The organism is Streptomyces barringtoniae, assembly GCF_020819595.1.
Taxonomy (GTDB): Bacteria; Actinomycetota; Actinomycetes; order Streptomycetales; family Streptomycetaceae; genus Streptomyces; species Streptomyces barringtoniae.
This window is the reverse complement of the sequence record NZ_JAJHNP010000005.1, coordinates 82,221-108,725: the sequence shown is the minus strand read 5'-3', so window position 1 is coordinate 108,725 and position 26,505 is coordinate 82,221. Positions and strand designations below refer to the sequence as shown.

25 protein-coding genes are annotated in these 26,505 nt (G+C 71.7%); 8 read left to right on the top strand and 17 right to left on the bottom strand.

Annotated features, from left to right (window positions below; translation table 11 throughout):
• Position 1: 1 nt before the first annotated feature.
• The 13 genes from shc to LMU33_RS09825 all read right to left on the bottom strand — a co-directional run bounded on the left by shc (position 2) and on the right by LMU33_RS09825 (position 14,162).
• Complete coding sequence (shc, locus tag LMU33_RS09880) at positions 2–2,029, bottom strand: squalene--hopene cyclase (protein WP_228619255.1); 2,028 nt, start codon at positions 2,027–2,029, stop codon at positions 2–4.
• 121 nt (positions 2,030–2,150) lie between these two features.
• A complete protein-coding gene (locus LMU33_RS09875; RefSeq protein ID WP_228619747.1) occupies positions 2,151–3,215 on the bottom strand; it encodes a polyprenyl synthetase family protein in 1,065 nt (354 codons plus the stop codon).
• Between the two features lie 71 nt (positions 3,216–3,286).
• Positions 3,287–4,720, bottom strand: coding sequence for a hydroxysqualene dehydroxylase HpnE (gene hpnE, locus LMU33_RS09870; protein WP_228619253.1), 1,434 nt, complete (start codon positions 4,718–4,720; stop codon positions 3,287–3,289).
• Complete coding sequence (locus tag LMU33_RS41925) at positions 4,717–4,845, bottom strand: DUF6380 family protein (protein ID WP_372477912.1); 129 nt, start codon at positions 4,843–4,845, stop codon at positions 4,717–4,719. The genes hpnE and LMU33_RS41925 overlap by 4 nt, the downstream gene beginning before the upstream one ends.
• Positions 4,845–5,807: a presqualene diphosphate synthase HpnD gene (gene hpnD / locus LMU33_RS09865; protein ID WP_228619252.1), complete on the bottom strand. Its 963-nt coding sequence runs from the start codon at positions 5,805–5,807 to the stop codon at positions 4,845–4,847. Before hpnD ends, LMU33_RS41925 begins: the two co-directional genes overlap by 1 nt.
• Positions 5,804–6,700 carry a squalene synthase HpnC gene (gene hpnC, locus LMU33_RS09860; protein ID WP_228619251.1) on the bottom strand — a complete coding sequence of 299 codons (897 nt, stop codon included), beginning with the start codon at positions 6,698–6,700 and terminating at the stop codon, positions 5,804–5,806. The genes hpnD and hpnC overlap by 4 nt, the downstream gene beginning before the upstream one ends.
• A 360-nt stretch (positions 6,701–7,060) precedes the next feature.
• Entirely contained in the window at positions 7,061–7,873 is an 813-nt protein-coding gene (locus tag LMU33_RS09855) for an ABC transporter ATP-binding protein (RefSeq protein WP_228619250.1), read from the bottom strand.
• Positions 7,866–8,795, bottom strand: a complete 930-nt coding sequence (locus LMU33_RS09850) for an ABC transporter permease (RefSeq protein ID WP_228619249.1) — start codon at positions 8,793–8,795, stop codon at positions 7,866–7,868. Before LMU33_RS09850 ends, LMU33_RS09855 begins: the two co-directional genes overlap by 8 nt.
• Positions 8,796–8,920: 125 nt before the next feature.
• Positions 8,921–9,793, bottom strand: a complete 873-nt coding sequence (locus LMU33_RS09845; protein ID WP_249813604.1) for a glycosyltransferase family 2 protein — start codon at positions 9,791–9,793, stop codon at positions 8,921–8,923.
• A gap of 8 nt (positions 9,794–9,801) precedes the next feature.
• Positions 9,802–10,581, bottom strand: coding sequence for a CDP-alcohol phosphatidyltransferase family protein (locus LMU33_RS09840; RefSeq protein WP_228619246.1), 780 nt, complete (start codon positions 10,579–10,581; stop codon positions 9,802–9,804).
• Positions 10,559–11,620, bottom strand: coding sequence for an iron-containing alcohol dehydrogenase family protein (locus tag LMU33_RS09835; RefSeq protein WP_228619245.1), 1,062 nt, complete (start codon positions 11,618–11,620; stop codon positions 10,559–10,561). Before LMU33_RS09835 ends, LMU33_RS09840 begins: the two co-directional genes overlap by 23 nt.
• Positions 11,608–12,360, bottom strand: a complete 753-nt coding sequence (locus LMU33_RS09830; protein WP_228619243.1) for a phosphocholine cytidylyltransferase family protein — start codon at positions 12,358–12,360, stop codon at positions 11,608–11,610. The genes LMU33_RS09835 and LMU33_RS09830 overlap by 13 nt, the downstream gene beginning before the upstream one ends.
• Entirely contained in the window at positions 12,357–14,162 is a 1,806-nt protein-coding gene (locus LMU33_RS09825; protein WP_228619240.1) for a DUF5941 domain-containing protein, read from the bottom strand. The genes LMU33_RS09830 and LMU33_RS09825 overlap by 4 nt, the downstream gene beginning before the upstream one ends.
• Positions 14,163–14,520: 358 nt before the next feature.
• Between LMU33_RS09825 and galE the strand changes: the two genes are divergently transcribed.
• The 3 genes from galE (at position 14,521) to idi (ending at position 17,384) form a co-directional block, all read left to right on the top strand.
• Positions 14,521–15,492 carry a UDP-glucose 4-epimerase GalE gene (gene galE / locus LMU33_RS09820; protein WP_228619239.1) on the top strand — a complete coding sequence of 324 codons (972 nt, stop codon included), beginning with the start codon at positions 14,521–14,523 and terminating at the stop codon, positions 15,490–15,492.
• 182 nt (positions 15,493–15,674) lie between these two features.
• Positions 15,675–16,616, top strand: a complete 942-nt coding sequence (locus tag LMU33_RS09815) for a cation diffusion facilitator family transporter (protein WP_228619237.1) — start codon at positions 15,675–15,677, stop codon at positions 16,614–16,616.
• A gap of 174 nt (positions 16,617–16,790) precedes the next feature.
• A complete protein-coding gene (gene idi / locus LMU33_RS09810) occupies positions 16,791–17,384 on the top strand; it encodes an isopentenyl-diphosphate Delta-isomerase (RefSeq protein WP_228619234.1) in 594 nt (197 codons plus the stop codon).
• 880 nt (positions 17,385–18,264) lie between these two features.
• Here the strand turns inward: idi and LMU33_RS09805 are convergent.
• Complete coding sequence (locus tag LMU33_RS09805; RefSeq protein WP_228619745.1) at positions 18,265–18,759, bottom strand: ATP-binding protein; 495 nt, start codon at positions 18,757–18,759, stop codon at positions 18,265–18,267.
• 174 nt (positions 18,760–18,933) lie between these two features.
• Entirely contained in the window at positions 18,934–19,533 is a 600-nt protein-coding gene (locus LMU33_RS09800) for an HdeD family acid-resistance protein (protein WP_228619232.1), read from the bottom strand.
• Between the two features lie 129 nt (positions 19,534–19,662).
• Here LMU33_RS09800 and LMU33_RS09795 point away from each other — a divergent pair, with 129 nt between their 5' ends.
• Complete coding sequence (locus tag LMU33_RS09795; protein ID WP_228619230.1) at positions 19,663–20,418, top strand: enoyl-CoA hydratase/isomerase family protein; 756 nt, start codon at positions 19,663–19,665, stop codon at positions 20,416–20,418.
• Here LMU33_RS09795 and LMU33_RS09790 read toward each other — a convergent pair.
• Positions 20,405–21,040: a DJ-1/PfpI family protein gene (locus LMU33_RS09790; protein ID WP_228619229.1), complete on the bottom strand. Its 636-nt coding sequence runs from the start codon at positions 21,038–21,040 to the stop codon at positions 20,405–20,407. The genes LMU33_RS09795 and LMU33_RS09790 overlap by 14 nt on opposite strands.
• Positions 21,041–21,228: 188 nt before the next feature.
• Positions 21,229–22,188 (bottom strand): GlxA family transcriptional regulator, encoded by a 960-nt coding sequence (locus tag LMU33_RS09785; RefSeq protein WP_228619226.1) that lies wholly within the window; start codon positions 22,186–22,188, stop codon positions 21,229–21,231.
• 126 nt (positions 22,189–22,314) lie between these two features.
• Here LMU33_RS09785 and LMU33_RS41360 point away from each other — a divergent pair, with 126 nt between their 5' ends.
• The 4 genes from LMU33_RS41360 to LMU33_RS09770 all read left to right on the top strand — a co-directional run bounded on the left by LMU33_RS41360 (position 22,315) and on the right by LMU33_RS09770 (position 26,501).
• Positions 22,315–22,446, top strand: a complete 132-nt coding sequence (locus LMU33_RS41360) for an LPFR motif small protein (protein WP_308280767.1) — start codon at positions 22,315–22,317, stop codon at positions 22,444–22,446.
• Between the two features lie 103 nt (positions 22,447–22,549).
• Positions 22,550–24,949: a Tex family protein gene (locus tag LMU33_RS09780; protein ID WP_228619224.1), complete on the top strand. Its 2,400-nt coding sequence runs from the start codon at positions 22,550–22,552 to the stop codon at positions 24,947–24,949.
• Positions 24,950–25,039: 90 nt separating this feature from the next.
• A complete protein-coding gene (locus LMU33_RS09775) occupies positions 25,040–25,615 on the top strand; it encodes a DinB family protein (protein WP_228619222.1) in 576 nt (191 codons plus the stop codon).
• Between the two features lie 97 nt (positions 25,616–25,712).
• Positions 25,713–26,501 carry a calcium-binding protein gene (locus tag LMU33_RS09770; protein ID WP_228619220.1) on the top strand — a complete coding sequence of 263 codons (789 nt, stop codon included), beginning with the start codon at positions 25,713–25,715 and terminating at the stop codon, positions 26,499–26,501.
• Positions 26,502–26,505 lie beyond the last annotated feature (4 nt).

Below are 26,505 nucleotides of genomic sequence, written 5' to 3'. Positions count from 1 at the left end.
GTCAGCTCCCCTTCGCCTCGGGCAGCGGTTTCCTGGCGAGCAGGCCGCGCTCGAAGGGGTCGCCGTGCAGGTACCGGCCGAGCGCGGTGAGCGGGAAGACCTGCCGGTACAGGTGGTAGTTGATGGAGAAGTCCCAGGGGAAGCCCGTGCCGGTGAAGTACGGCTCGTCCCAGGTGCCGTCCTCCCGCTGGGTGTCCGCCAGCCACCGGATGCCGCGCTCGACGGCCTTGGAGTCCTTCTCCCCCGCCGCGAGCAGCGCCATGAGCGCCCACGCGGTCTGCGAGGCCGTGGAGGCGCCGCGGCCGCTCCACTCCTTGACGTACTTGTAGGAGCGCAGGTCCTCGCCCCAGCCGCCGTCGTCGTTCTGCACGCTGTCCAGCCAGCCCACCGCCCGCCGGATCGCCGGGTGCGAGCCGGGCAGGCCGGCCGCGGTCAGCGCGGGCACCACCGAGCCCGTGCCGTAGATGTAGTTGACGCCCCAGCGGCCGAACCACGAGCCGTCCGGCTCCTGTTCGGCGAGCAGCCAGTCGATGGCGCGCCGGGTGCGCGGGTCGTGGGCGAGCCCTTCTGCGGCGAGCATTTCCACGACGTGCGCGGTGACGTCGGCCGACGGCGGGTCGATGACCTCGCCGAAGTCGCAGAACGGCAGCCGGTTCGGGAACGGGCTGGTGTTGTCGACGTCGAAGGCGCCCCAGGCGCCGTTCTTCGACTGCATCCCGAGGTTCCAGCGCACCGCGCGCCCGATCGCCCGGTCCACGCGTTCGGGGTCGTGATGCCGGACCCGGCGCAGCGCGAGGGAGACCTCGGCGGTGTCGTCGATGTCGGGGTAGTTGTCGTTGTGGAACTCGAACGCCCAGCCACCGGGCGGCAGTTGGGGGCGCCGTACGGCCCAGTCGCCGGGCCGGACGATCTCCTCGCCGAGCATCCAGTCGGCCGCCTTGACCAGTTGCGGGTGGTCGGCGGGCAGACCCGCGTCGGCGAGCGCGATGGTGGCGAGGCAGGTGTCCCACACCGGGGACTGGCAGGCCTCGATCATCCGGGCGCCGTCCTCGCGCCAGACGGCGAAACGATCCAGCGAGGCCAGTCCCTCGCGCATCACGGGATGTTCGAGGTCGTAGCCGAGCAGGTGCAGGGCGATGACCGAGTACACGGCCGGGGGCTGGATACCGCCCCAGCAGCCGTCGTTCTCCTGCCGCTCGATGATCCACCGGGCCGCCGAGTTCATCGCGGCCCTGCGGAGTCTGCGCACGGCGACCTTGCGGTAGCCGCGGACAACCTTGTCGAGCCGCTGGAACAGGCCGTCCCAGCTCACCACCGGGGCGAGGGGCTGCGGCGGATTGGGGTTCGCCGGGTCGGTGTGCAGCTCGTCCAGCGGGAACGGCGCCGGGCGCACCGGGCGCTTGGCGGACACGACGGTGAGCGGCACGATCGTCTGCCGCGCCCAGCAGCCGAAGTCGTAGATGTTGAGCGGGAACCAGGTGGGGAAGTAGATCAGCTCCGGCGGGAGTTCGGGCAGGTCCTCCCACTTCCACCAGCCGAACAGGGCGAGCCAGATCCGGGTGAAGACACGGGAGGCGGCGATACCGCCGCGCTCACGGATCCAGGCGGAGGCCTTCGCCATGTGCGCCTCGTCGGGCGCGTCGCCGGCCAGGCGCAGGGCGACGTAGGCCTCGACGGTGGTGGACAGTTCGCCGGGTCCGCCGTAGAAGGTGGCCCAGGTGCCGTCCTCACGCTGCTCGCCGCGGATGAACTTGGCGGCGGCCTGCGTCGTCCCCTCGTCACGGATGCCCAGGAACTGGCGGAGCAGCAGATCCTCGGCGTCCATGGTGACGTTCGTCTCGAGGTCCCCCTTCCACCAGCCCTCGGCGTCCTGCCGCGCGAGCAGGAAGTCGGTGGCGCGCCGGGCGGCGCCTGCGGCGGCTTCTTGTACCCCGGCCGCCTCGGGTGTGGTGATCGCGGTGGTGTCGCTGGCCGCGGCAGCGCGGGGCGGCACGGTCGCCCCGGTGCTTCCGTCGGTCGTCGCTGTCATGGCTTCCCCTTCGTGCAGTCGTGCGAGTCGTGCTGCTGTGGGTCCGCCGTCGGCCGGTGTCCTGATGTCGATCCTCGGACACCGGCCGGCGACTACGCGAGGCGTGTTGGGCCGATAGTGATCATCTCTTTCGTACGACGACGAAGTCGGCGAGCGCCGTGAAGGAGTCGCGTACCCGGCCGGGCATGTCTACGGCGTCGAGGGCTTCGATGGCGATGGTGTGCTGACGGCGCGCTTCCTCCGCCGTCCAGTCGCGTCCGCCGGCCCGCTCGATGAGAGCCGCACGGGCCGCGAACTCCTCCTCGGAGAAGTTCTCGAAGTCGCTGCTCTTGGCGTCCGCGGCGAGGATCTCGCCGAGTTGCTCGGAGGCGGAGCCGCCCGCCGCGAGGGCGGCGACGACCGGCAGGGACTTCTTGCGCTGGCGCAGGTCGCTCCAGGTCTGCTTGCCGGTGGCCTCCGGGTCGCCCCAGATGCCGAGCAGGTCGTCGATGGCCTGGAAGGCGAGGCCGAGGTGGTAGCCGTACCGTTCCAGCGCGTCGGCGGTGTCGTCGTCCGCACCGCCGAGGACCGCGCCGATGGAGCTGGAGGCGGCGAGCAGCGCGCCGGTCTTGTTGCCCTCCATCTCCAGGCACTCCTCGACGCTGACCCGGTCGCGGTGCTCGTAGGAGATGTCCTGCGCCTGACCGTCGATCAGGGCGCGGGTGGCGGTGGTCAGCCGGCGGGTGGCGCGGCCGGCCTCGACGGTGCCGAGCTCCAGCAGGATCTCGTTGGCGAGGGCGAACAGGGCGTCGCCGACCAGGATGGCCTGGGCGGGGCCGTGCACCTTCCAGACGGTGTCGCGGTGCCGGCGCTGTTCGTCGCCGTCCATCAGGTCGTCGTGCAGCAGCGAGAAGTTGTGGACGAGTTCGACGGCGACGGCGCCGGGGATGCCCACCTCGGGCGCGGCGCCGGTGACCTCGGCGGAGAGCACGGCGAGCGCGGGCCGCACGGCCTTGCCGCCGTCGCCGTCGGCCGGGTTGCCGGCCGCGTCGATCCAGCCGAAGTGGTAGGCGGCGACGGTGTCCATGGGAGACGCCAGCCGGTCGACGGCCGCACGCAGGACCGGAGTGGCCAGGGTGCGGCCGCGCTCCAGCAGCGCGGTCACGTCCACCGCGGCCCGCGGGGCGGGCGTCGAGGCCGGGGGCACAGTGGGCACAGTCTCTCCTCTTGTTGCGGTACCGGGGGTGCGGGGGCCTGCCGCGCGCTCGTGCTCGGGCATCACGCCGCCTCCTCGAACTCGAAGAGGTGGCGGGGGCGGGGCCGGCCCAGGGCGCTGAGGGCGGCGTCCGCCGCGCTCACTCCACTGCGGACCGCACTCTCCATGGTCGCGGGCCACCCGGTGGCGGTCCACGCTCCGGCCAGGTACAGGCCGGGGGCTTTGGTGCGGGCGCCGGGCCGCAGCCGCCCGACGCCGGGGGTGGGTGCGAACGTGGCCGTGCGCTCCCGGGTTACGAAGAAGTCCCTCACCACGGCGCCCCGGGTACCCGGAATGAGCCGCTCCAGCTCCGGCAGATAGCGCTCGCGGAGTGCGGCGACCGGCAGATCGATCTCTTCGTGCGCGGCCGACTGGGAAAGCGCCAGGTACTGACCCTCGGTCAGCCCGGAGGCGCCGGTGCGGTCGAAGACCCACTGCACGGGCGTGCCGAGGGCCGCGAAGAAGGGGCGCGCGAGCACCCTGCGGTCGTAGACGACATGGACGTTGAGGATCGGCGCGGTGCCGATTTCCAGCAATTGCCCGGGCGCGTCGAGGGCGCCGGGCGGCAGCAGGTCGTGGGCCTCGCGCTGGGGTACGGCGAGGACGACCGCGTCGGTTTCCAGGTTCTCGCCGGGAACCTGAACGCTCCACGTGCCGTTTTCGTTGGTAGAGACGGAGGTGACGCGTGTACGGACCTCGGTACGGACGCCCGCGGAGTCGAGCGCCTTGCGGGCCAGCCGGTCGTGCAGTTCGCCCAGCGGGACGTGGGCCCAGCCGATGTCGGCCGCGCCCGGGTCGGACAGCAGACCGGTCTTGAACACCATCGCGGCGAGCCCCAGCGAGGCGTCGCCCGCGACCGCGTTGAGGGTGGCGACCCCGACCAGGTCCCACAGGGCCTCGACGGCGCGCTCCGACTGGCCGTGCGCGGCCAGCCAGCCGCCGAAGTCCTGGGTGTCCAGGGTCGGATCGGCGAGGTCGAGCCCCTTCAGCGCGAGCGCGGCCCGCCCGACCGCGGCGCGCTCGGCGAGCGAGAGGTGCGGATAGGCGGCCAGGCTGCGCCCCAGGTGGAGGGGGACGGGCAGCGGGTCGCGCCGCAGCCGGCCGAGCCGCCTGCCCTCGGGCTTGGCGACGTCGACGACGGGCACGTCCAGGCGGTCCTGCAGCGGTGCCAGCGCCGCGCCCTCGATCCGGTCGAGGAACCAGCGGTAGGCAGTGCAGCAGCGCAGGTACACGTGCTGGCCGTTGTCGACGGTCAGGTCGCCGCGCTGGAAGGAGAAGGCGAGGCCGCCCAGCCTGGGCCTGCCTTCGAGCAGGGTGACACGGACGCCGGCGTCGGCGAGCGCGAGCGCCGCGGTGATCCCGGCGAGCCCGCCGCCGATCACGACGGCACTACGGCCTGCCGCGCCCTCTTCTCCCGCAGTGGCGTGCCGCTGTGCGGGGCGTGAGCCGTCGCTCATCGTGCGTCCTTCCATGCGTGGCGAGCGTGCAGGTTGAACGGTGCACGGTCGGCCGTCGCAGTCTGGGACGCCACGCCGCAGCGGAGGGTTGCCTGCCGCGTGTCCCCTGGTTCGGTGAGGTCCATCAGGGGCGCCTCCTGACGGAACGCGGGGAGACGTGGCGCGTCACATGCCGGGTGTCCAGACCGGACAGTCCGCGTACGGCGACGTAGGCCTTCTCGCGTCCGGGCAGCGAGACCCGGCCGCGCAGCACGGCCTCCGGGTCGCGCTCGATGCGGTCCAGCAGCCGGCGGTAGATGCCGGCCATGGCGGCCACGCAGGCGCCGCTGCGCCGGTCGAGCATGGGGAGCAGCCGGTAGCCCTCGGCGAAAAGGGCGCGGGCCCGACGCACTTCGAAGTGCACGAGGCCCGCGAAGTCGGAGCCCTCCGGTGGCGTCGGGCCGTCGAACCCGGCCGAGCAGCCGAACTTGGCGAGGTCGTCGGCGGGCAGATAGGTACGGCCGCCGGCCGCGTCCTCGCGGACGTCTCTGAGGATGTTGGTGAGCTGCAGGGCGAGGCCGAGGGTGTCCGCGTACTCGGATGCACGCTCGGCGCCGCGCGCTCCCGGTTCGGTGCCGAACACGCCGAGCGAGAGACGGCCGATGGCACCGGCGACACACCGGCAGTAGACCCTCAGGTCGTCCCAGGTCTCGTAGGTCTCACCGCGTACGTCCATCTGGACGCCGTCGATAAGCTCGTCGAGGCCGCCGAGCGGGATCGGGAAGGCGCGCGCGGCATGGGCGAGGGCGACGGCGACCGGATCGGTGTCGTCCTCCTCGACCTGGTCCTCCCGGACCCGGGCGAGCAGCGCCCTGGTGTCCTCGAGCCGCGTCAGCTTCACCTCGTCGGCCAGGTCGCCGTCGCCGATGTCGTCCACGCGCCGGGAGAACGCGTACAGCGCCGACATGGCGCGGCGCTTGGGCGTGGGCAGCAAGCGGATGCCGTAGGCGAAGTTGCGTGCCTGCTGCCCGGTGACGGTCTCGCAGTAGCTGTAGGCGGCGAGTACCGGTGCGGACACGTGCGACGGAGAATCCACGGTCCGGATCACCCCTCTCCTCGCAGGATCACGCCCGCCTCACGCAGCAACTGGAGCTTGCGGGGTCGGGGCGGGCCGGGAAGGACGTCGTATTCGGCGGCGGCGATCGCCCGGATCGCCGCCCTTCCCCCCGCCACGAACCCCGCGAGCAGCAGCTTCAACCTGCCGTGGACGCTACCCACCAGGGGGGCGCCTTCATTCAGCAGATCGCGGGCGCGTTGTGCCTCGTATGCAACCAGGGCGCGCACCGATGCGCTCGCGGTTTTTGCGCCAAGATCCGTTTCCTGGACGTGAAAGCGCTTCATGTCCTCGGCCGGGAGGTAGATCCGGTCGCGGCCGAGGTCCTCGGCGACGTCCTGGAGGTGTTCCACGATCTGCAACGCGGTGCAGATCGCGTCGGAGTGCCGGATCCGCTCGGGGGTGGCGGTGCCGGTGACGGCGAGGACGAGGCGGCCGACGGGGTTGGCGGACAGTTCGCAGTAGGCGAGGAGGTCGTCGTAGGTCTCGTAGCGGGTGACGAGCTGGTCCTGGCGGTTGGCGGCGATCAGGCCGAGGAAGGGCTCGGGGGTGAGGGAGCGACGGCGGACGGTGGACTGCAGGCGGCGCAGCAGGGGGTGGCGCGGGGTGCCGTCGAAGACGCGGTGCAGGTCGGCCTCGAAGGCGTCGAGCAGGAGCAGGCGGTCCTCGGCCTCGGCGGGCGACACGCCGAGCAGCCGGGCGTCGGCGCCGCCGGGGGCGAGGTCGCCGTCACCGATGTCGTCCACGAGGCGGGCGAAGCCGTAGACGGCCATGAGATCGGCGCGCCAGGCCCTGGGCAGGAAGAAGGGGGCCACGGGGAAGTTCTCGCTCGCGGCCTTGTCGAGGGTGGCGCGCTCCGGGTCTTGCGCCGTCTCGGTGGCCGTCATCGGGCACTGCCCGGCGCGGGGACGGCACATGCTGCGTTGAGCTGGGGAGTTTCCGTAGCCATTGCCGTCACATCTCCCGTTCTACACTGCCGATCCAACACACACTATTTCGGACACGCCGCCCGGCAATTCGGGGGGTCGCCCTGGCGCGGGGTGTCGCGCATTATCACCCCACTTGCCGCTTTCCGGCACCGGTACAGCTTACGTTGTACAACGCAGCGAGGTCCGTCCGGGTGTCCTGCACATCACAACAACACACCGATTGGCGCCAAGATTCCTCACCCCAACCGGAGTTGACGGTTCCTTTGCAGACGCGGGGCCCCGCCGGGCGGCTCCCGGCGGGGCCCTGGCCGAAACGGGCTACTTGCCCGTGAACTTCTCGTACTCCTTCAGGACCTCGTCGGTCGGTCCGTCCATGCGCAGCTCCCCCCGCTCCAGCCACAGGACGCGGTTGCAGGTGTCGCGGATGGACTTGTTGTTGTGACTGACGAGAAACACCGTGCCGGCCTCCTTGCGCAGTTCCCGGATGCGTTCCTCGGAGCGCATCTGGAATTTGCGGTCACCGGTCGCCAGCGCTTCGTCGATCATCAGGACGTCGTGGTCCTTGGCGGCGGCGATGGAGAACCGCAGCCGGGCGGCCATGCCCGATGAGTACGTGCGCATCGGCAGGGTGATGAAGTCGCCCTTCTCGTTGATCCCCGAGAAATCGACGATCTCCTGGTAGCGCTCCTTGATCTGCTCCCGGGACATCCCCATGGCGAGGCCGCCCAGGATGACGTTCCGCTCGCCGGTCAGGTCGTTCATCAGCGCCGCGTTGACGCCGAGCAGCGAGGGCTGGCCGTCGGTGTAGACCTTGCCCTTCTCGGCGGGCAGCAGGCCGGCGATGGCCCGCAGCAGCGTGGACTTGCCGGAGCCGTTGGAGCCGATCAGGCCGATGGCCTCGCCGCGGTAGGCCACGAAGGACACGCCGCGCACGGCGTGCACCTTGCGCACCCCGCGTGCCGCGTCGTCGGAGCCTCGCTTCAGGATGCGGCTCAGAGCGGCCGTCGCGCTGCCCTTGCCGCCCCCGGCGCCGTTGACGCGGTAGACGATGTGCAGGTCGTCCGCGATGACCGTGGGACGGCGGTCCCCGGTGTGCTGCTCGGCGACCTGCTCGGCGTTCTGCTCAGCCACGGCCGTACCTCTCCTCCGCCTTCCAGAAGTACACGAAGCCGCCGGCGAAGACGACCACGGCCCAGAACAGCGCGATGGCCCACACGTGCGGCGGCAGGTTCGAGGCGCCGTAGCCGTCGATCAGCGCGTAGCGCATCAGGTCCATGTAGATCGCGGCCGGGTTCACCTGGAGCAGCCGGACCGCGATCTCGGAGCGGCCCTCCATGATCTTGTTGATGGAGAACATCACGCCGGAGGTGTACATCCACGTGCGCAGGATGAACGGCATCAGCTGGGCGAGGTCGGGCGTCTTGGCGCCCATGCGCGCCACGATCAGCGCGAGCCCGGTGTTGAACAGGAACTGCAGCACCAGCACGGGCAGGATCAGCAGCCAGGCGAGGCTCGGGTAGCTGCCGAAGCCGATCGCCACGACGAACATCACGATCATCGAGAACAGCAGCTGCTGGAGCTGCTGCAGCGAGAAGGAGATGGGCAGCGAGGCGCGCGGGAAGTGCAGGGCGCGCACCAGGCCCAGGTTGCCGGAGATCGCACGGACACCCGACATCACCGAGCTCTGCGTGAAGGTGAACACGAACACACCCGTGACCAGGAACGGGATGTACACGTCCTGCGACAGACCGCGGCTCGCGTGCAGGATCACGCCGAAGATGAAGTAGTACACGCCCGCGTTCAGCAGCGGCGTCGCCACCTGCCACAGCTGGCCGAGCTTGGCCTGACTGTACTGCGCCGTCAGCTTCGCCTGGGAGAAGGCGAGGACGAAGTGGCGCCGCCCCCACAACTGGCGGACGTACTCGGACAGCGAGGGACGGGCGCCGCTCACGGCGAGCCCGTACTTGGCGGCCAGCTCCGCCGCCGGCAGCCCCTCGTCGGGCGACGGTATCGCGCTCACCGCGACACCGCCGTCATGGGTTGTGTGACTCACGAGTGGAAATCCGGACTCTCTTGGTAAGAAGCTTGGTCTCTTCGGGTAAGAGAAGCTTCTCAGATCACCCGGGGACGGCCCAGCCGGGTCGGTCAGATAACCGGAGGCCGGCCCAGCCGGGTCGGTCAGATAACCGGAGGCCGGCCCAGCCGGGTCAGCCGCCACACCGTGCGCCAGCGCATCGGGCGGCGCGGACCGCACGGAGAGGTCCAGCCCTCCTTGAACCCGCCGAACCATGCCCTCAGGGCGGGTCCGGAGGGCCGGCGCAGCAGGGTGAGCAGCAGCCAGACCCCGAGGTAGACGGGGACCAGCAGGGCGGGGAGGTTGCGGCGGGCCAGCCAGACGCGGTTGCGGGCGACCATGCGGTGGTAGACCGCGTGCCGCGAGGGAGCGGTCGTCGGGTGGTACAGCACCATGTCCGACCGGTAGTCGATCATCCAGCCGGCGTCGAGGGCCCGCCAGGCCAGGTCGGTCTCCTCGTGGGCGTAGAAGAACTCGTCCGGCAGGCCGCCGACCTCGGCGAACACCCGGGTGCGCACGGCGTTGGCGCCGCCGAGGAAGGTGGTCACCCGGGAGGAGCGCATCGGGTCGGAGGCGCGCAGCCGGGGCACATGGCGGCGCTGGGTCTCGCCGGTCTCCGGGTCGGCGATGCGGAAGCTGACGATGCCGAGCTCCGGATCGGCCTCGAAGGCCTCACGGCACAGCTGGGCGGTGTCGTGGCGGGCGAGGAGCCCGTCGTCGTCGAGGAAGAGCAATATGTCGACATCCCGGCCGCTGGGCCCGAAGGCCTCTATGCCGACGTTGCGGCCGCCGGGGATGCCGAGGTTCTCCGGCAGCTCGATCGTCCGCACGCCCTCGGGCACGTCCGGGACCGGCGAGCCGTTGCCGACGACGACCACCTCGACTCGGTCGCCGTCCTGCTTGGCGACCGAGTCGAGCAGGGCCCGCAGTTCCTCGGGCCGGTTGCCCATGGTGATGATGACGGCGCCGACCCGCATGGCCGTGCTCACTTCAGCCTGCTGGAGGCGAGGATGGACACCAGGTGCAGCAGTGTCTGCAGCAGCGCGATGCCGGCCAGCACCGCGACACCCAGCCGGGAGAAGAACAGATCGCCGCGGACCTGGTCGACGATCGCCAGGACCAGGATCAGCAGGGACGCCTCGATGCCGAGGACCAGCCGGTGGAACTTCAGGGCGGCGGCGGCCCGGCGGGCCAGCGCCATGCCCGAGGAGCGCATCTCGGCGGCGGCCTCCTTGACCGGCGGCTTGCCGGCCTGGTGGCGGGCCACGCCGACCAGGTCGGTCTCGGCCTTGATGAGAATCGCGCCGAGCGCGGCCAGCGTGCCGAGGAAGGCCCACAGCCAGTCGATCCGGCCGCCGCCCCACAGGTCGGCGGCGCGCAGGCCGAATCCGACGAGCACGGCGGCGTCGGTCAGGTAGGCGCCGACCCGGTCCAGGTAGACGCCGTTCAGCGAGTACTGCTTCTTCCAGCGCGCGATCTCGCCGTCGACGCAGTCCAGCAGCAGGTACATCTGGACGCACACCACGCCGAGCACGGCGCCCCAGATCCCCGGCACCAGGAGTGCCGGGGCCGCGAGCACGCCGAAGACGGTCATCAGGTACGTGAGCTGGTTGGGCGTGACCCTGGTGTTGACCAGGTAGCGGTCGACCCGCAGGGACACCTCGCGCATGTAGAGGCGTCCCATCCAGTGCTCACCGCTGCGCCGGTCCTTCACCCCCGCGGGGTGGACGACCGGACGGAGTTCAGCTACCGATGGCCTTGACATAGTCGGCGTAGATGTCCTTGATCTGGTTCGGCTTGAGGTCGAGGTGCTCGAGGATCGTGTAGCGGCCGGGACGGGTCTCCGGGGCGAACCCCACCACGCGCACGAACTCGTCCACGGTGAAGCCGATCTCCTCCGGCAGCACGGGCAGCCCGTGCCGGCGCAGCACCTCGGCCGTGTGGACCGCCTCCTCGTGCGCCCCGCGCAGGTACGTCGCGAAGGCCGCGCCCAGGCCGCACTGCTCGCCGTGGGCGGCCGCCCGCTTGGGGAACAGCAGGTCGAAGGCGTGGTTGATCTCGTGGCAGGAGCCGGAGGACGGCCGGGAGTCGCCGGAGATCGACATCGAGATACCGCTGAGGACCAGCGCCTCGGCGAGCACCTGGAGGAAGTCGTTCTCGCCGATGCCACCGGGGTGCCGCAGGACCGCCTCGCCCGCCTGGCGGGCCATGGCCGCGGCGAGACCGTCGATCTTCTCGCCGTTGACCCGGTTCGACAGCTCCCAGTCGGCGACCGCGTTGATGTTGGAGATCGCGTCGCCGATGCCGGCCCGGACGAAGCGGGCCGGGGCCTCGCGGATCACGTCCAGGTCGATGACGACCGCGATCGGGTTCGGCACACCGTAGGAACCGCGCCCGGCGTCGTTGTCGAGCGTCGCGACCGGCGAGCACAGGCCGTCGTGCGCGAGGTTCGTCGGCACGGCGACCAGGGGCAGGCCGACCCGGGCCGAGGCGAACTTCGCGCAGTCGATGATCTTGCCGCCGCCGAGCCCGACCACCGCGTCGTAGTGGCCGGACTTCATCTCGCCGGCCAGCCGGATCGCGTCGTCGAGGGTGCCGCCGCCGACCTCGTACCAGGAGGCACCCGGCAGCGAGGGGGCGATGCGCTCGCGCAGCTTGGCGCCGGAGCCGCCGCTGACGGCGATGGCGAGCCGGCCGGACTGCGCGATGCGCTCGTCGGCGAGGACGCCGGCCAGGTCGTCCAGGGCACCCGGGCGGATGTCCACGACGACCGGCGAGGGAATCAGCCGGGTCAGTAGCGGCACGAGATCTCCCGTCCCTTGGCGAGGTCGTCGTGGTTGTCGATCTCGACCCACTGGACGTCGCCGATCGGCGCCACGTCGATCCGGAAGCCGCGGTTGACCAGCTCCTGGTAGCCGTGCTCGTAGAACTGCTGCGGGTCGGTCTCCCAGACCGTCTTCAGCGCGTCGGCCAGCTCGAGGGCGGCGTCGCCCTCGATGAGCGTGACGCCGATGTACTCGCCGGTTGCCTCGGCGGGGTCCATCAGCTTGGTGATCTTCGTCATGCCCTTCCCGGGGTCGACGACGACCTTCATCTCCTCGTCGGCGAGGGACTTCACGGTGTCCAGCGCGAGGATGATCTTCTTGCCCTCACCACGGGCGGCGAGCAGGGTCTTCTCGACGGAGACCGGGTGCACGGTGTCGCCGTTGGCGAGGATCACGCCGTCCTTGAGGGCGTCCCGGCCGCACCACAGGGAGTAGGCGTTGTTCCACTCCTCGGCCTTGTCGTTGTCGATGAGGGTGAGCTTCAGGCCGTACTTCTGCTCCAGGGCCGCCTTGCGCTCGTACACGGCCTCCTTGCGGTAGCCGACGATGATCGCGACCTCGGTCAGGCCGACCTCGGCGAAGTTGGCGAGGGTGAGGTCCAGCACGGTCGGCTCGCCCTCCACGCCCGCGGGCCCCACCGGCACCAACGCCTTGGGCAGGGTGTCGGTGTAGGGGCGCAGACGGCGTCCGGCGCCGGCTGCCAGCACGAGGCCGATCATGCGGGTTCTCCTTCATCGTGTACGGCTGGGGCCCCTGCGGAGACCCAGAAACGGATGCTCTCGACGAGCACCACGAGGGCGACGGCCACGGCGAGGACCGTGAGCGCGACCGTGAACTGCGAAGCGGTGAGCAGTGCGGCCAGGACGGTGACGAGCAGCGTCCGCCCTTCGTGCCCCCCGATGGAGCGCACCAGCCAGGCCGGGGGCGCTCCGGCGTTGCCGCGGATGCGGTACACCGTGTCGTAGTGATGGTAGGCGACGGCGGCCACCAGGCCGAAAGCGGCAGGAAGGGCGCCGTTCACCGCCGCTTTACCGGCCAGGGCGAGCACGGTGCCGTACTCGGCGGCCCGGAAGAAGGGCGGGACCAGCCAGTCCAGGGCGCCCTTGAGCGGGCGGGCGACGGCGAGGGCCGAGGTGAGGACGTAGACCAGGGCGCCGATCACCGGCAGGGGCGAGCCGTGGCCGGTGAGGGCGGAGCAGGCGACGACCGCGGCGCCGCCGAGGAACGCGACGGCGGGCACGGCGAGACCGGGCAGCCCCCGCTTCGCCACGCGCCGCACGGCATCGCCGAGCGGACCGGGGTCGGCGAGGTCCGCCAGCGCCCGGGCGGCCCGGTCGGTGCGCCGGGCCTTGCGGGTCAGGGAGCGCAGCACACGTCCGGCCGTGGTGTACGTCGCCGCGAGGGCACAGCCGATGAGCAGCGCGTAGAAGGTGATGCGCGGGGTGGTGGCCGCGGTGAGCACCGCGATCATCGCCCAGCGTTCGCCGATGGGCAGCACGATCATCCGCCGCACCCACACCGTCCAGCCGACGCTGTCGAGCTTGTCGGAGAAAGCGGCGGTGGGGCTGGTGTTGGCGGTGGCGTCGTGGTTGGCCTCGTTGAAGGAGAAGTCGACCACGTGCCGGCAGGTCTGCAGGACCATCGCGCCGAGGGCGAGGGCCCATACGTCGTCATGGCCGCCGCCCCGGGCCGCTCCCAGCGCGAGGCCGGCGTAGTAGGCGTACTCCTTGGCCCGGTCGAAGGTGGCGTCGAGCCAGGCACCGAGCGTGGAGTACTTCAGGGCGTAGCGGGCGAGCTGGCCGTCGGTGCAGTCCAGCACGAAGGAGGCGATCAGCAGCACACCGGCCGCGACGAAGCCTGCGCGGGTGCCGGTGGCCGCGCAGCCCGCGGCTATCAGGGCGGTGAGCAGGGAGGCCGTGGTGACCTGGTTCGGGGTCAGGCCGCGGCGGGCGCACCAGCGGGCGAGGTAGCGCGAGTAGGGGCTGATGAAGAACGTGGTGAAGAAGCCGTCGCGGGACTTCACCGCCGACTTCAGGCGCACGGCCTCCTCGTCGACGGCGGCGACGGCCTGCCGCGCCTCGTTGCGGGCCTGCGGGTCGGCGGGGACCGCGGCGACCAGGCTGCCCAGCTCCGGCTTGTGCACCTCGCAGCCGTCGGCGTCGAGTGCGGTGACGACGCGTTCGGCGAGGCTGTCCACCGCGAGCGCGGTCCCGCCGCCGGTGGGGGTCTCGCGGGCCACGGCCCGGGTCAGCGCCTGCCGGGCTTCCGGCTGTGCGGTGACGGCACCTGATACCGCGGAAAGCGGGAAGCGCGGGTCGGTCAGGCCGAGGCGGAGGGCGTGCTGGTGGCCGACGAAACCGGCATCGACCAGGGCCACGCGGTCGCCGGCGGACGCGGCGGCGAGCAGGGTCTCGGCCTCGGCCGCGTCCGCCGCCAACCGGACGTCGAAGCCGAGCGCCCGCAGATCGTTCTCGAGCGACGATCCGGGGACCGGCTGACCGGTGACGATGGCGGTCGACAACCGAACTCACTCCCTGGGTGCAGGCGCGGTGGCGCCGGTCTCGTGCGTGGTGGGGCGCGCCCTGCCGACGGCACCCGGGCGGCATGTCGGCAGAGGCTATCCGATGGGCGCGGGCCCTTGTTCACCGGCCGTTCACGGCCCGGCCCACGGGGGCTGCCCCGGCTTTTGCCGCGATCATCATCGGTGATCCGGGGCCCGGCCACAAAACCGGCGGCCCAGAACCGGGCGAAGCGCCCCGAAGGGGCCTGGGTCTGAAACGATATGCAGCTACCGCCGCGTGGCGCGGCCGGCCACACCCGACCCGCACCCGGCACACGACATCGCCCGCCGAGCTCTGCCCCGCATAGGGTGAACAACCATGACATGGCTGATCACCGGCGGAGCCGGATACATCGGGGCGCATGTGGCACGGGCCATGACCGGCGCCGGGGAGAAGGTCGTGGCGCTGGACGACCTGTCGGCGGCGGTGCCCGCGCGACTGCCCTCGGACGTCCGGCTGGTCGAGGGGTCGACGCTGGACGGGGACCGGCTGCAGCGGGTCTTCCAGGTGTACGGCGTGACCGGCGTCGTCCATCTCGCGGCACGCAAGCAGGTCGCCGAGTCGGTGGCGCAGCCCACCCGCTACTACCGGGAGAACGTCGGCGGTCTGGCCACGCTCCTGGACGCCATCGCCGGGGCGGGAATCCGCCGGCTGGTCTTCTCCTCGTCGGCGGCGGTGTACGGCAACCCGGACGTGGACCTGATCACCGAGGACACCCCGTGCGCGCCGGTGAACCCCTACGGCGAGACCAAGCTGGCCGGTGAGTGGCTGGTACGGGCGGCCGGAAAGGCGCACGGAATCTCCACCGTGTGCCTGCGCTATTTCAACGTGGCGGGCGCGGCGGCGCCGGAACTCGCCGACACCGGTGTGTTCAACATCGTGCCGATGGTCTTCGACCGGCTCACCCGCGACGAGGCCCCGCGGATCTTCGGTGACGACTATCCGACGCCGGACGGCACCTGCATCCGGGACTACATCCATGTGTCCGACCTCGCCGAGGCCCACCTCGCCGCGGCGCGCCGGCTCGCCGACGGTTCTCTGTCCGGCGATCTGACGCTGAACATCGGGCGGGGCGAGGGCGTCTCGGTGCGCGAGCTGATCACGGTCATCGGGGAGGTCACCGGCGACCGCCGGGAGCCGCTGGTGGAGGCGCGCCGGCCGGGGGACGCACCACGCGCGGTCGCCTCGGCCGAGCGGGCCGCCGAGCAGTTGGGCTGGCGGGCCGGGCGCGGGGTGCGCGAGATGGTGGAGTCGGCCTGGCGGGGCTGGCAGCTGCACCACGGGCGCTGAGCAGCCGGGCCGAGCGGGGGCCGACCCACCGGGCCGAGCCGGAGTCGTGCCGCACCCACCCTGACCTGCGTAACGTTTCCGCAGGTCAGGGCACATGACAACGGTGTTCAATGCCGCGTTGCCCCATACCCCCCACCCGTAGTTCACTGGCCCTGCCGGACGGATAGGGAAGGGCGGATGTCATGGGGGCAGGGCACGACCACGGGCACGCACACAGCCATGCGCCGCCCACGGGCACGGCCGCGGCGGCGTACCAGGGTCGGCTGCGGATCGCGCTGGGCATCACGCTCACGATCATGGTGGTGGAGATCGTCGGTGGCCTGGCCGCGGACTCTCTGGCGCTGATCGCGGACGCGGCGCACATGGCGACCGACGCGGTGGGCCTCGTCATGGCCCTGCTCGCGATCCACTTCGCCAACCGCCCGCCGAGCACCAACCGCACCTTCGGTTACGCCCGCGCCGAGATCCTCGCCGCCCTGGCCAACTGCGTGCTGCTGCTCGGGGTCGGCGGCTATGTCCTGTACGAGGCGATCGAGCGGTTCGTGACGCCCGCGGAGACCCGCGGCGGCCTGATGATCGTGTTCGGTCTGATCGGCCTGGTGGCGAACTCGGTCTCGCTGACCCTGCTGATGCGCGGGCAGAAGGAGAGCCTGAACGTGCGCGGCGCCTTCCTGGAGGTCGCCGCCGACGCGCTGGGCTCGTTCGCGGTGCTGGTCTCGGCGGCGGTGATCCTGACCACCGGCTGGCAGGGCGCCGACCCCGTCGCCTCGCTGGTCATCGGTGTGATGATCGTGCCGAGGACGCTGAAGCTGCTGCGCGAGACGCTGGACGTGCTGCTGGAGGCGGCCCCGAAGAACGTCGACATGGCCGAGGTGCGGGCGCACATCCTGGCGCTGGACGGCGTGGAGGACGTACACGACCTGCACGCATGGACGATCACCTCCGGGATGCCGGTCCTGTCGGCGCATGTGGTGGTCAGCTCGGAGGTGCTCAGCGCCATCGGCCACGAGAAGCTGCTCCACGAGCTGCAGGGCTGCCTCGGCGACCACTTCGACGTGGCGCACTGCACCTTCCAGCTGGAGCCGAGCGGGCACGCGGAGCACGAGGCGCGGCTGTGCCACTGACGGGGCCGCACACGCGTTCGACACCCGACCCGGACGGTTCCGTGATCTCCTGACCGGGCACGATGATCTAGGTCCGCCTTCCCGGCGCGCCGCGCGCGGACGTGTGGGGAAGTGCCGGGAGTGCCGGATTCGTACGGCAGACTTGGGGTGCGAAGACCGAGGCGAAGGATGGGTATGCCGATCACACCTGCCACCGCGACGCACAGCTCGTCGAATGGCACCGCGGAGGCGATTTTGCTGGAACTGGTCGACGAGAAGGGTGTGACGATCGGCACGGCGGAGAAGCTCGCCGCCCACCAGCCGCCGGGACAGCTGCACCGCGCGTTCTCGGTGTTCCTCTTCGACGAGCAGGGCCGGCTGCTGCTCCAGCAGCGGGCGCTCGGCAAGTACCACTCCCCCGGTGTGTGGTCCAACACCTGCTGCGGCCACCCGTACCCGGGCGAGGCTCCGTTCTCCGCCGCGGCCCGGCGCACGTTCGAGGAGCTCGGCGTGTCCCCGTCACTGCTGGCCGAGGCGGGTACGGTCCGCTACAACCACCCGGACCCGGCCTCGGGCCTGGTCGAGCAGGAGTACAACCACCTGTTCGTCGGCCTGGTACAGGCACCGCTCGCGCCGGACCCGGAAGAGGTCGCCCAGACCGCCTTCGTCACGGCCACCGAACTCGCCGACCGGCACGCCCGCGACCCCTTCTCGGCCTGGTTCATGACCGTCCTCGACGCGGCCCGCCCGGCAATCAGGGAACTGACGGGACAGTCCACAGGCTGGTGACCACACCTGCGGCGCCACGCCGCCGTAGGCGGGTATGCGGCACTACGACGGCGCCGGCGGGTCTTCGGCACTGGGACGGCGTAGGCGGGTGTTCAACTGGGACGGCGTCGGCGGGCCTGGAGTTCAGCAGTTCCCCGCCAACCGGCGGGCGCCACGCCAGTCTCGCGGGCCCGCGGCACACGTCGGCGTCAACGGGCCCGGAGCGCTACGACGGCGCCGACGGGCCTGCAGTTCAGCAGTCTCGCCTACCGGCGCGGGGCCACGGCAGCCCCGCGAGCCTGTAATACGACGGCAGTCACCGGGCCTCCAGCACTCCGACAGTCTCGCCACCCTGCGGCGCCGCGCGGTCTCCCCGCCTCGCAGCGATACGACAGCGTCAGCGGCATGCAGCGCCACGACCGCGCCAGCGGGCCTGCAGTTCAGCAGTCTCGCCTACCGGCGCGGGGCCACAGCAGCCCCGCGAGCCTGTAATACGACGGCAGTCACCGGGCCTCCAGCACTCCGACAGTCTCGCCACCCTGCGGCGCCGCGCGGTCTCCCCGCCTCGCAGCGACAGCGTCAGCGGCATGCAGCGCCACGACCGCGCCAGCGGGCCTGCAGTTCAGCAGTCTCGCCTACCGGCGCGGGGCCACGGCAGCCTCCCGGGGCCTGGAGTGCGACGGCAGTCTCCGGGCCTGCAGCGCTCCGACAGTCTCGCCCGCCTGCTGAGCCGCGCGGTCTCGCCGGCCAGCGCGGGCCGGCGCGGGCCACGGCAACCTCGCGAGCCTGCAGCGCAACGAAAGTCTCGTCGGGGTCGGGGCCACGCACTCTCGCGCGGCGCTCCCGTTCGGCGGCCTCGTCGGCCCCGGCCGTCTCGTGGGACTGTGTCGTTGAGGCGGTTCTACGGCAGCGCCGCGGGCTTGAGCGGGAGGGCGGCCCAGATGACCTTGCCGCCGCTCGCGGTGTGCTCCACGTCGACCGTCCCGCCGGCCTCCCGCGCCACCTCGCGGACCAGCAGCAGGCCCCGGCCACCGGTCTGCCCGTGGTCGGCCTCCAGGGCGGTCGGGCGGTAGGGGTGGTTGTCCTCAACGGACACCCGCACCCACTCGGCCCCGACGGCGACCTCCACGGCCAGCATCGGCGACAGCAGCGCCGCGTGCCGTACCGCGTTGGTGACCAGCTCGGAGACGATCAGCAGCAGGCCGTACACCAGCTCGTCGGAGACCGGCACGCCCTGGCGCAGCAGCAGGTCCCGTACGGCGTGCCGGGCCTGCGGGACCGAGGCGTCCACCGCGGCGGCGGTGAACCGCCAGACGCCTTCGTACGGCAGTGGATCGGGCGGCCGCTCGGCGCCCCACGCTGGGCGCGGCCCGTCCCCGCGCCCGTGGTTGTCCATCGTCCGGTCGCCACCCTCACGCTCGATTGTCACCACACGTCGAGTGTTGGTAACGATCCGCTCCGGTCCGCAGGACTGAACACAAGTCAGCGGGTATCGAACGGTTTCTGACCGAGTGCGTATGACACGGTCACGTGTGGGACTGTTCCTGTCGCCCGGACGCCGGTTCGCGAACTAGTCGGGTCGTAGGGGTTCGGCCTCCCCCTGTTCCGAGACGAGACCGACGATACGGCGCCCACCGTAGCCGGTGGCCACGAGGCCGAGGCCGTCGAAGAGCAGGGCGAGCGAGAAGAAGGCGCCGATGACGTACTGGCTGCTGCTCGGCCAGGAACCGAGGACCAGGATCCCGAGCAACAGGTCGAAGGCGCCGAGCAGGAGCGTCCAGCCCAGCTGCGGTCCGCGCACGACCAGGCCGCCGACCAGCCGGAAGAAGCCCGCGGAGAGGAACAGCAGCGCGGCGAACATGGTGAGCGCGGCGGCCGTGGCGTGCGGCAGGCGGATGACGACGACGCCGGCCGCGATGTTCAGGGCGGCGACGACGCCACCGAGCCAGAAGAAGCTGGTGCCGCGGGCCTGGACCGCGTGCAGCAGGCCGACGATCCCGCCGATCAGCAGCAGCCAGCCGAACAGCAGCATCGAGGTGAGCGTGGCGGCCGCGGTGTAGACGAGCCCGACGACACCGGCGAGCACGAGGAGCACGCCGAGTGCGGTGAGCCAGCTGAAGCCGCGGTGGAGTTTCGTCGCACTGTCTCTGCGTGTGCCGGCCCTGGCCATTCGCCGCCTCCTCGGTCCACGCCGTACACCACCCCCTACCTCTTTGTCCCCATTGGGCGGGTTCAGTAACGCATGCCTCGGCCGACCCGCACCCTCCGTGCCGGTCGGACCCCCCGATACGATCCGCGCATGGAGCCCCAGCTGTCACACCGCATCGATGGCGCTGTCGCCACCGTCGTCATCGGCAACCCGGCCAAGCGCAACGCCATGACCGCCGCGATGTGGCGGGCCCTGCCGCCGCTGCTGGACGAGTTGGCGCGCGACCGCGGCGTACGGGCGCTGGTGCTCACGGGCGAGGGCGGGACCTTCTGCGCGGGCGCGGACATCAGCACGCTCCAGGGCTCCCCGGAAGAGGCACAGCGGCTCGCCGTGGCCGCCGAGGAGGCGCTCGCCGCGTTCCCCAAGCCGACCGTGGCCGCCGTGCGCGGGCACTGTGTGGGCGGCGGGGCACAGCTCGCCGCGGCCTGCGATCTCCGCCTGGCGGAGGAGGGCGCGCTGTTCGGGGTGACTCCCGCGCGGCTCGGCATCGTGTACCCGGCCTCCTCGACCCGCCGCCTGGTCTCGCTGGTGGGTCCGGCCACCGCCAAGTACCTGTTGTTCACGGCCGAGTTGATCGACACCGGCCGGGCGCTGACCACCGGGCTGGTGGACGAGGTGCTGCCGGAGGGCGAACTGGGCAAGCGGGTCGCGGAGTTGGCCCGGGTCCTGGTCTCCCGCTCGCAGCTCACCCAGGCCGCCGCGAAGGAGTTCACGAGCGGCCGTACCGACCGGGACGCCCACTGGGCGCGGGCGGCCCGCGGCAACCCCGACACCGCGGAAGGGGTCGCCGCGTTCCTGGAGCGCCGACAGCCGCGCTTCACCTGGAGCGTGGCTACGTCAGGCTGAACCGGCTGCCCGCGCGGAACTCCTCGACCAGGTGCGCGGGCGCCTTCTGCGGGGAACCCGCGTCATACGGCGGCTGGGGGTCGTACTCCGTCAGCAGCTGGACGGCCTGGGCGTGTTCGTCGCCCGCGATCCGGCCGGACAGGGTCAGGGCCATGTCGATGCCGGAGGAGACCCCGGCGGCGGTGACGTACTTGCCGTCGGTCACGACCCGCTCGCCCGTCGGTTCGGCGCCGAACTCCTTCAGCAGGTCCAGGGCGACCCAGTGGCTGGTGGCCCGGCGGCCCTGGAGCAGTCCGGCGGCGGCGAGCAGCAGCGAGCCGGAGCAGACCGAGGTCGTCCAGGTGGTCGTCGCGTCGGCGGCGCGCAGCCAGTCCAGCAGGGCCGGGTTCTTCAGCTGGTCCATGGTGCCGGGGCCGCCGGACACGACGACGATGTCGGGGCGGGGCACCTCGTCGAGGGCCTTGTCCGCCGTGAGGGCGAGGAAGCCGGTGTCGGTACGGACGGGTCCGGCCTGCTCGGCGACGAAGTCGACCCGCGCGTCGGGGAGCCGGCTGAGGATCTCGTAGGGGCCCACGACGTCCAGGGCGGTGAAACGGTCGTACACGAGCATGGCGATCTGCATGGTGTGTCCCTTCGGTGGTCGAAGCGGCGTTGCGGGCGGGCCGCGGTTCCTCGGTGGCCGGGGTCAGTGGGCGATCGCTGTCGTCCGTCAGTGGCCGGGGTCTGTGGGCGATCGCTGTCGTCGGCGTGCGTCAGTGGTCGGTTCCGCGGGAGGACACCGGTCGTGAGCGGCCGTCGGCGATGGCGGGCTCAGTGGGCCGTGGCCGGGCGGAAGCGGCGGCGGTACTCGGCGGGGGCCGTGCCGAGGGCCTTGACGAAGGCGCGGCGCATGGCCTCGGGGGTGCCGTAGCCGCTGGCGCGGGCGACCTCCTCGATGTTGTCGGGCGTGTCCTCCAGCAGACGGCGGGCGTGTTCCAGCCGGACCCGGTCGACGTAGCGGCCGGGGGTCATGCCGGTCTCCTCGCGGAAGGCGCGCGCGAAGTGGCGCGGTGAAAGGCGGGCGCGGGCGGCGAGCGCCTCGACCGTCAGGTCACCCGCCGGATGCTCGGTGATCCAGCGCTGCACCTCCCGCAGCGGTGCGCGCTGCGCGGTCTGCGCGGCGAGCTGTGCGCTGAACTGCGCCTGGTTGCCGGGCCGGCGCAGGAAGACCACCAGGTGCCGGGCGACGGCGAGCGCGACGTCCCGGTCCAGGTCCTCCTCGACCAGGGCGAGGGCCAGGTCGATGCCGGAGGTCACCCCGGCCGAGGTGGCGACGTGCCCGTCCCGGACGAAGATGGGCTCCGGGTCCACGACGACGGCCGGGTGGTCACGGGCGAGCCTGTCGCAGTAGGCCCAGTGGGTCGTCGCCCGGCGGCCGTCCAGGAGATGGGCGGCGGCCAGCAGGACGGCGCCCGTGCACACCGAGACCAGGCGCGGGACACGCGGTCCGCGGGCGCCCAGCCAGTCGACCAGCCGGGGGTCGGGGTGGCGCGTGCCCTCGCCGCCGGGCACCAGCAGGGTGTGCGGGTCGGCGGCGGCGGTGAGCGCCTCGTCCGGTACGAGGGTCAGGCCGCTGGACGTGCGCACCGGGCCGCCGTCCAGGGAGGCCGTACGGATCCGGTACGTGCCCGGCGTGTGCTGCTCGGCGCCCGCGAACACCTCGAGCGGCCCGGTGACGTCGAGGCTCTGGACGCCGTCGAAGAGGACGAAGAGAACGGTTCGCTGGGCCATGCCCCCGATTCTTCGCCCCGGGGAGCGTGGCCACAATGACGCGTTTCCCACCTTTTCTGCCACGGCGGGGATGAGAGCCGTGCGGCGAGGCACCCGACCCCAGCCGGCCGACGGGAGGAGATTTTCGTGTTCGCTGCCATCGCAGACGTACTGCGCCAGGTCGGCGGGGCCGTCGCCACCGTGGTCACGCTGCCGTTCAGGGCCGTGGCCCGGCTGTTCGGCGGGGCCTCGGCCGGCGCGGGCGGGCGCCGGGCCTGAGAAACGGGCCGGCGGCCCGCCGGGATGTCGCCCTGATCCCCGGTTGTCGGTGTCACCTGCCACAATTGCCGCGCAACCTCAGTGGAGAAGGCGGTACGGGATCGTGACGACACCCGGGTCCATCGAAGCAGGATCCATCGAAGGCAGGATCGCCGAGGAGCTCGGCGTACGGGAGCGGCAGGTGAAGGCCGCGGTGGAACTGCTCGACGGCGGTTCGACGGTGCCCTTCATCGCCCGCTACCGCAAGGAAGCGACCGAGATGCTCGACGACGCGCAGCTGCGCACGCTCGAGGAGCGGCTGCGCTATCTGCGGGAGCTGGAGGAGCGGCGGACCGCGATCCTGGAGTCGGTGCGCGAGCAGGGCAAGCTCACCGACGAGCTGGAGGCCCGCATCCGCGGCGCCGAGACCAAGGCCCGCCTGGAGGACATCTACCTCCCGTACAAGCCCAAGCGGCGCACCAAGGCGCAGATCGCGCGCGAGGCGGGCCTGGAGCCGCTGGCGGAGGGCCTGCTCGGCGACCCGTCCGTCGAGCCCCTCGCCGCCGCGGCCGCGTTCGTGGACGCCGACAAGGGTGTCGCCGACCCGCAGGCCGCCCTGGAGGGCGCGCGGGCGATCCTCACCGAGCGGTTCTCGGAGGACGCCGACCTGATCGGCGAGCTGCGCGAGCGCATGTGGGTGCGCGGGCGGCTGGCCGCGAAGGTACGGGAGGGCAAGGAGGAGGCCGGCGCCAAGTTCGCCGACTACTTCGACTTCGCCGAGCCGTTCACCGAGCTGCCCTCCCACCGGATCCTCGCGATGCTGCGCGGCGAGAAGGAGGAGGTCCTGGACCTCGTCCTGGAGCCGGAGGAGCCCACGGAGGGTCCCTCCTCGTACGAGGGCATCGTCGCGAACCGGTTCGGGATCGCCGACCGGGGCCGGCCCGCCGACAAGTGGCTGACGGACACGGTCCGCTGGGCCTGGCGCACCCGCATCCTCGTCCACCTCGGTATCGACCTGCGGCTGCGACTGCGGACGGCCGCCGAGGACGAGGCGGTCGACGTCTTCGCCGCCAACCTGCGCGACCTGCTGCTGGCCGCCCCGGCCGGCACCCGCGCGACGCTGGGCCTGGACCCCGGTTTCCGTACGGGCGTGAAGGTCGCCGTGGTCGACGCCACCGGCAAGGTCGTCGCCACGGACGTGATCTATCCGCACGTCCCGGCCAACAAGTGGGACGAGGCCCTCGCCAAGCTGGCCCGGCTCGCGAAGGAGCACGCGGTCGAGCTGATCGCGATCGGCAACGGCACGGCCTCCCGGGAGACCGACAAGCTCGCCGGTGAACTGATCGCCAAGCACCCGGAGTTGAAGCTCACCAAGGTGATGGTGTCGGAGGCGGGGGCGTCGGTGTACTCGGCCTCGCAGTACGCCTCGCAGGAGCTGCCGGGCATGGACGTGTCGCTGCGCGGCGCGGTGTCCATCGCCCGGCGGCTGCAGGACCCGCTGGCCGAGCTGGTGAAGATCGATCCGAAGTCCATCGGCGTCGGCCAGTACCAGCACGACCTGTCCGAGGTGAAGCTGTCCCGCTCGCTGGACGCGGTCGTGGAGGACTGTGTGAACGGCGTCGGCGTGGACGTCAACACCGCGTCCGTGCCGCTCCTGTCGCGGGTGTCGGGCATCTCCTCCGGTCTCGCCGAGAACATCGTGGCGCACCGGGACGCCAACGGCCCGTTCAAGTCCCGCTCCGAGCTGAAGAAGGTGGCGCGGCTCGGCCCGAAGGCGTACGAGCAGTGCGCGGGCTTCCTGCGCATCCGCGGCGGCGACGACCCGCTGGACGCGTCCAGCGTGCACCCCGAGGCCTACCCGGTGGTCCGCCGCATGGTGAAGACCAGCGGCCAGGAGGTCGCCTCCCTCATCGGCAACACCGGTGTGCTGCGCTCGCTGAAGCCCACCGAGTTCGTGGACGACACGTTCGGTCTGCCGACCGTGACGGACATCCTGAAGGAGTTGGAGAAGCCGGGCCGCGACCCGCGTCCCGCCTTCAGGACGGCGACCTTCAAGGAGGGCGTGGAGAAGATCTCCGACCTGTCCGCCGGGATGATCCTGGAGGGCGTGGTGACGAACGTGGCCGCGTTCGGCGCGTTCGTGGACGTCGGCGTCCACCAGGACGGCCTGGTGCATGTGTCGGCCATGTCCAAGACGTTCGTCAAGGACCCGCGCGACGTCGCCAAGCCGGGTGACATCGTCAAGGTGAAGGTCCTCGACGTGGACATCCCGCGCAAGCGGATCGCGCTGACCCTGCGCCTGGACGACGAGGCCGCGCCGCAGGGGCAGGGCGGCGGCCGGCAGCAGCGCGGCGGCGGCGCCCGGCCGCCCCAGCAGCGGCAGGGCGGCGGCCAGGGCCGGCGCGAGGGCCGTGGTGGCGACCGCGGTGGCGACCGGGGCGGCCGCCAGGCCCCGCCGCCCGCCAACAGCGCCATGGCCGACGCGTTGCGGCGGGCCGGTCTGGTGGATCCGAAGAAGCGCTGACGGGTGGGGTCCGGGCCGGGCGAGTCGATCGTCCGGCCCGGACCCGCAAAACCGGGTGCCCGGAGATCACCTGGTTGCCAGACTCACCCCATGACCGTCACGGACCCCAAGCACGACCTCCAGGTGTATCTCCAGGACGCCCGCGACGTCCTCCTGTGGAAGCTGGAGGGCCTGTCCGAGTACGACGTCCGGCGCCCCCTGACCCCGACGGGGACCAATCTGCTGGGGCTGGTCAAGCACCTCACCGGCGCCGAAGCCCTCTACTTCGGCGCGACCTACGGGCGGCCCTTCGACGGAGCGGCCCTGTGGTGCACCGGGGACGCGGAACCCAACGCCGACCTGTGGGCCCGGCCGGACGAGAGCCGCCAGGACATCGTCGGCCGGTACCGCGCGGCCTGCGCGCACTCCGACGAGACCGTCGCCTCACTGCCCCTGGACGCGGTCGGCCGGATCCCCGGGGACGAGGGCAGGGAGGTGACGCTGCACCACAGCCTCACCCACATGATCGCCGAGACCCAGCGGCACGCCGGACACGCCGACATCGTCCGGGAGTTGATCGACGGGGCGACGGGGCAGCGACCGGACGGCACCAACATGGCACCCGGGGACCGAGCCGCTTGGGCGGCGCACCGGGAGCGGGTGCAGCGGGCGGCCGAAAAGGCTTGACGGAAACGTCTGTTGCGCGAACGGTCGGATCACTACTATTCGATCGGTTTCGACTTCTGCCCTGTTTCCGGGCGAAAACTCATCCTTATGGGGACACATGTTCAGACGTTCCGCCGTCGCGGCCCTGTCGGGCGCGCTGGCACTGTCGGCCCTCACCGTGACGGCCGCCCGGGCCGACTCCGGCGACGGAGACACCCAGGTCCTCCTGGCCGTCGTCAACGGCGGCGAGCCGGTCGTGCTGGGCGCGATGACGAAGAAGACGGTCACGCTCAGCATCAGCGCGAGCGACGACTCCGGGATCAAGGACGCCTACGGCTTCCTCTACCACGGCTCGTTCGACAATCCCGACGGCTCCGCCGGCCCCGGTTCCGACACTCCGCTGACCTGCACCCCGGTCGCCGGAAGCAGCACCACCTCCACCTGCACCGCCAGCATCACCATCGACCCGAACGCGATGCTCATCAACGCCAACGCCGGTACCTGGCACATCTGGACGTCCGTGGACGCCAACGACTTCGACTACGTCGACACGGAGAACGCGGGCACCTTCCTGATGAAGCGTGCCGCCAAGCTGACCGTCGACGCCTCTCCCGAGCCGGTGGCCGCGGGAGCCACGGTCACCGTCAAGGGCGCGCTGACCCGCGCCAACTGGGGCAAGGGCGGCACCTACAGCGGGTACGCGGGCCAGTCGGTGAAGCTGCAGTTCCGGAAGGCCGGCGCCACGACGTACACCACCGTGAAGACGGTGACCAGTGGCACCGACGGCGTCCTCAAGACCACGGCGACGGCCACCGCGGACGGCTACTGGCGCTGGAGCTTCGCCGGGACCGGCACGACGGGGCCGGCCAAGGCCTCCGGCGACTACGTCGACGTCACCACGGGCTGAACCG

Coding starts and splice junctions, on each gene's coding strand:
- shc (WP_228619255.1), bottom strand. CDS start 2,029: ATGACAGCGACGACCGACGGAAGCACCGGGGCGACCGTGCCGCCCCGC.
- hpnE (WP_228619253.1), bottom strand. CDS start 4,720: ATGAGCGACGGCTCACGCCCCGCACAGCGGCACGCCACTGCGGGAGAA.
- LMU33_RS41925 (WP_372477912.1), bottom strand. CDS start 4,845: ATGGACCTCACCGAACCAGGGGACACGCGGCAGGCAACCCTCCGCTGC.
- hpnC (WP_228619251.1), bottom strand. CDS start 6,700: ATGACGGCCACCGAGACGGCGCAAGACCCGGAGCGCGCCACCCTCGAC.
- LMU33_RS09845 (WP_249813604.1), bottom strand. CDS start 9,793: ATGCGGGTCGGCGCCGTCATCATCACCATGGGCAACCGGCCCGAGGAA.
- LMU33_RS09840 (WP_228619246.1), bottom strand. CDS start 10,581: ATGTCAAGGCCATCGGTAGCTGAACTCCGTCCGGTCGTCCACCCCGCG.
- LMU33_RS09830 (WP_228619243.1), bottom strand. CDS start 12,360: ATGATCGGCCTCGTGCTGGCAGCCGGCGCCGGACGCCGTCTGCGCCCC.
- galE (WP_228619239.1), top strand. CDS start 14,521: ATGACATGGCTGATCACCGGCGGAGCCGGATACATCGGGGCGCATGTG.
- LMU33_RS09815 (WP_228619237.1), top strand. CDS start 15,675: ATGGGGGCAGGGCACGACCACGGGCACGCACACAGCCATGCGCCGCCC.
- idi (WP_228619234.1), top strand. CDS start 16,791: ATGCCGATCACACCTGCCACCGCGACGCACAGCTCGTCGAATGGCACC.
- LMU33_RS09805 (WP_228619745.1), bottom strand. CDS start 18,759: ATGGACAACCACGGGCGCGGGGACGGGCCGCGCCCAGCGTGGGGCGCC.
- LMU33_RS09800 (WP_228619232.1), bottom strand. CDS start 19,533: ATGGCCAGGGCCGGCACACGCAGAGACAGTGCGACGAAACTCCACCGC.
- LMU33_RS09795 (WP_228619230.1), top strand. CDS start 19,663: ATGGAGCCCCAGCTGTCACACCGCATCGATGGCGCTGTCGCCACCGTC.
- LMU33_RS09790 (WP_228619229.1), bottom strand. CDS start 21,040: ATGCAGATCGCCATGCTCGTGTACGACCGTTTCACCGCCCTGGACGTC.
- LMU33_RS09785 (WP_228619226.1), bottom strand. CDS start 22,188: ATGGCCCAGCGAACCGTTCTCTTCGTCCTCTTCGACGGCGTCCAGAGC.
- LMU33_RS09775 (WP_228619222.1), top strand. CDS start 25,040: ATGACCGTCACGGACCCCAAGCACGACCTCCAGGTGTATCTCCAGGAC.
- LMU33_RS09770 (WP_228619220.1), top strand. CDS start 25,713: ATGTTCAGACGTTCCGCCGTCGCGGCCCTGTCGGGCGCGCTGGCACTG.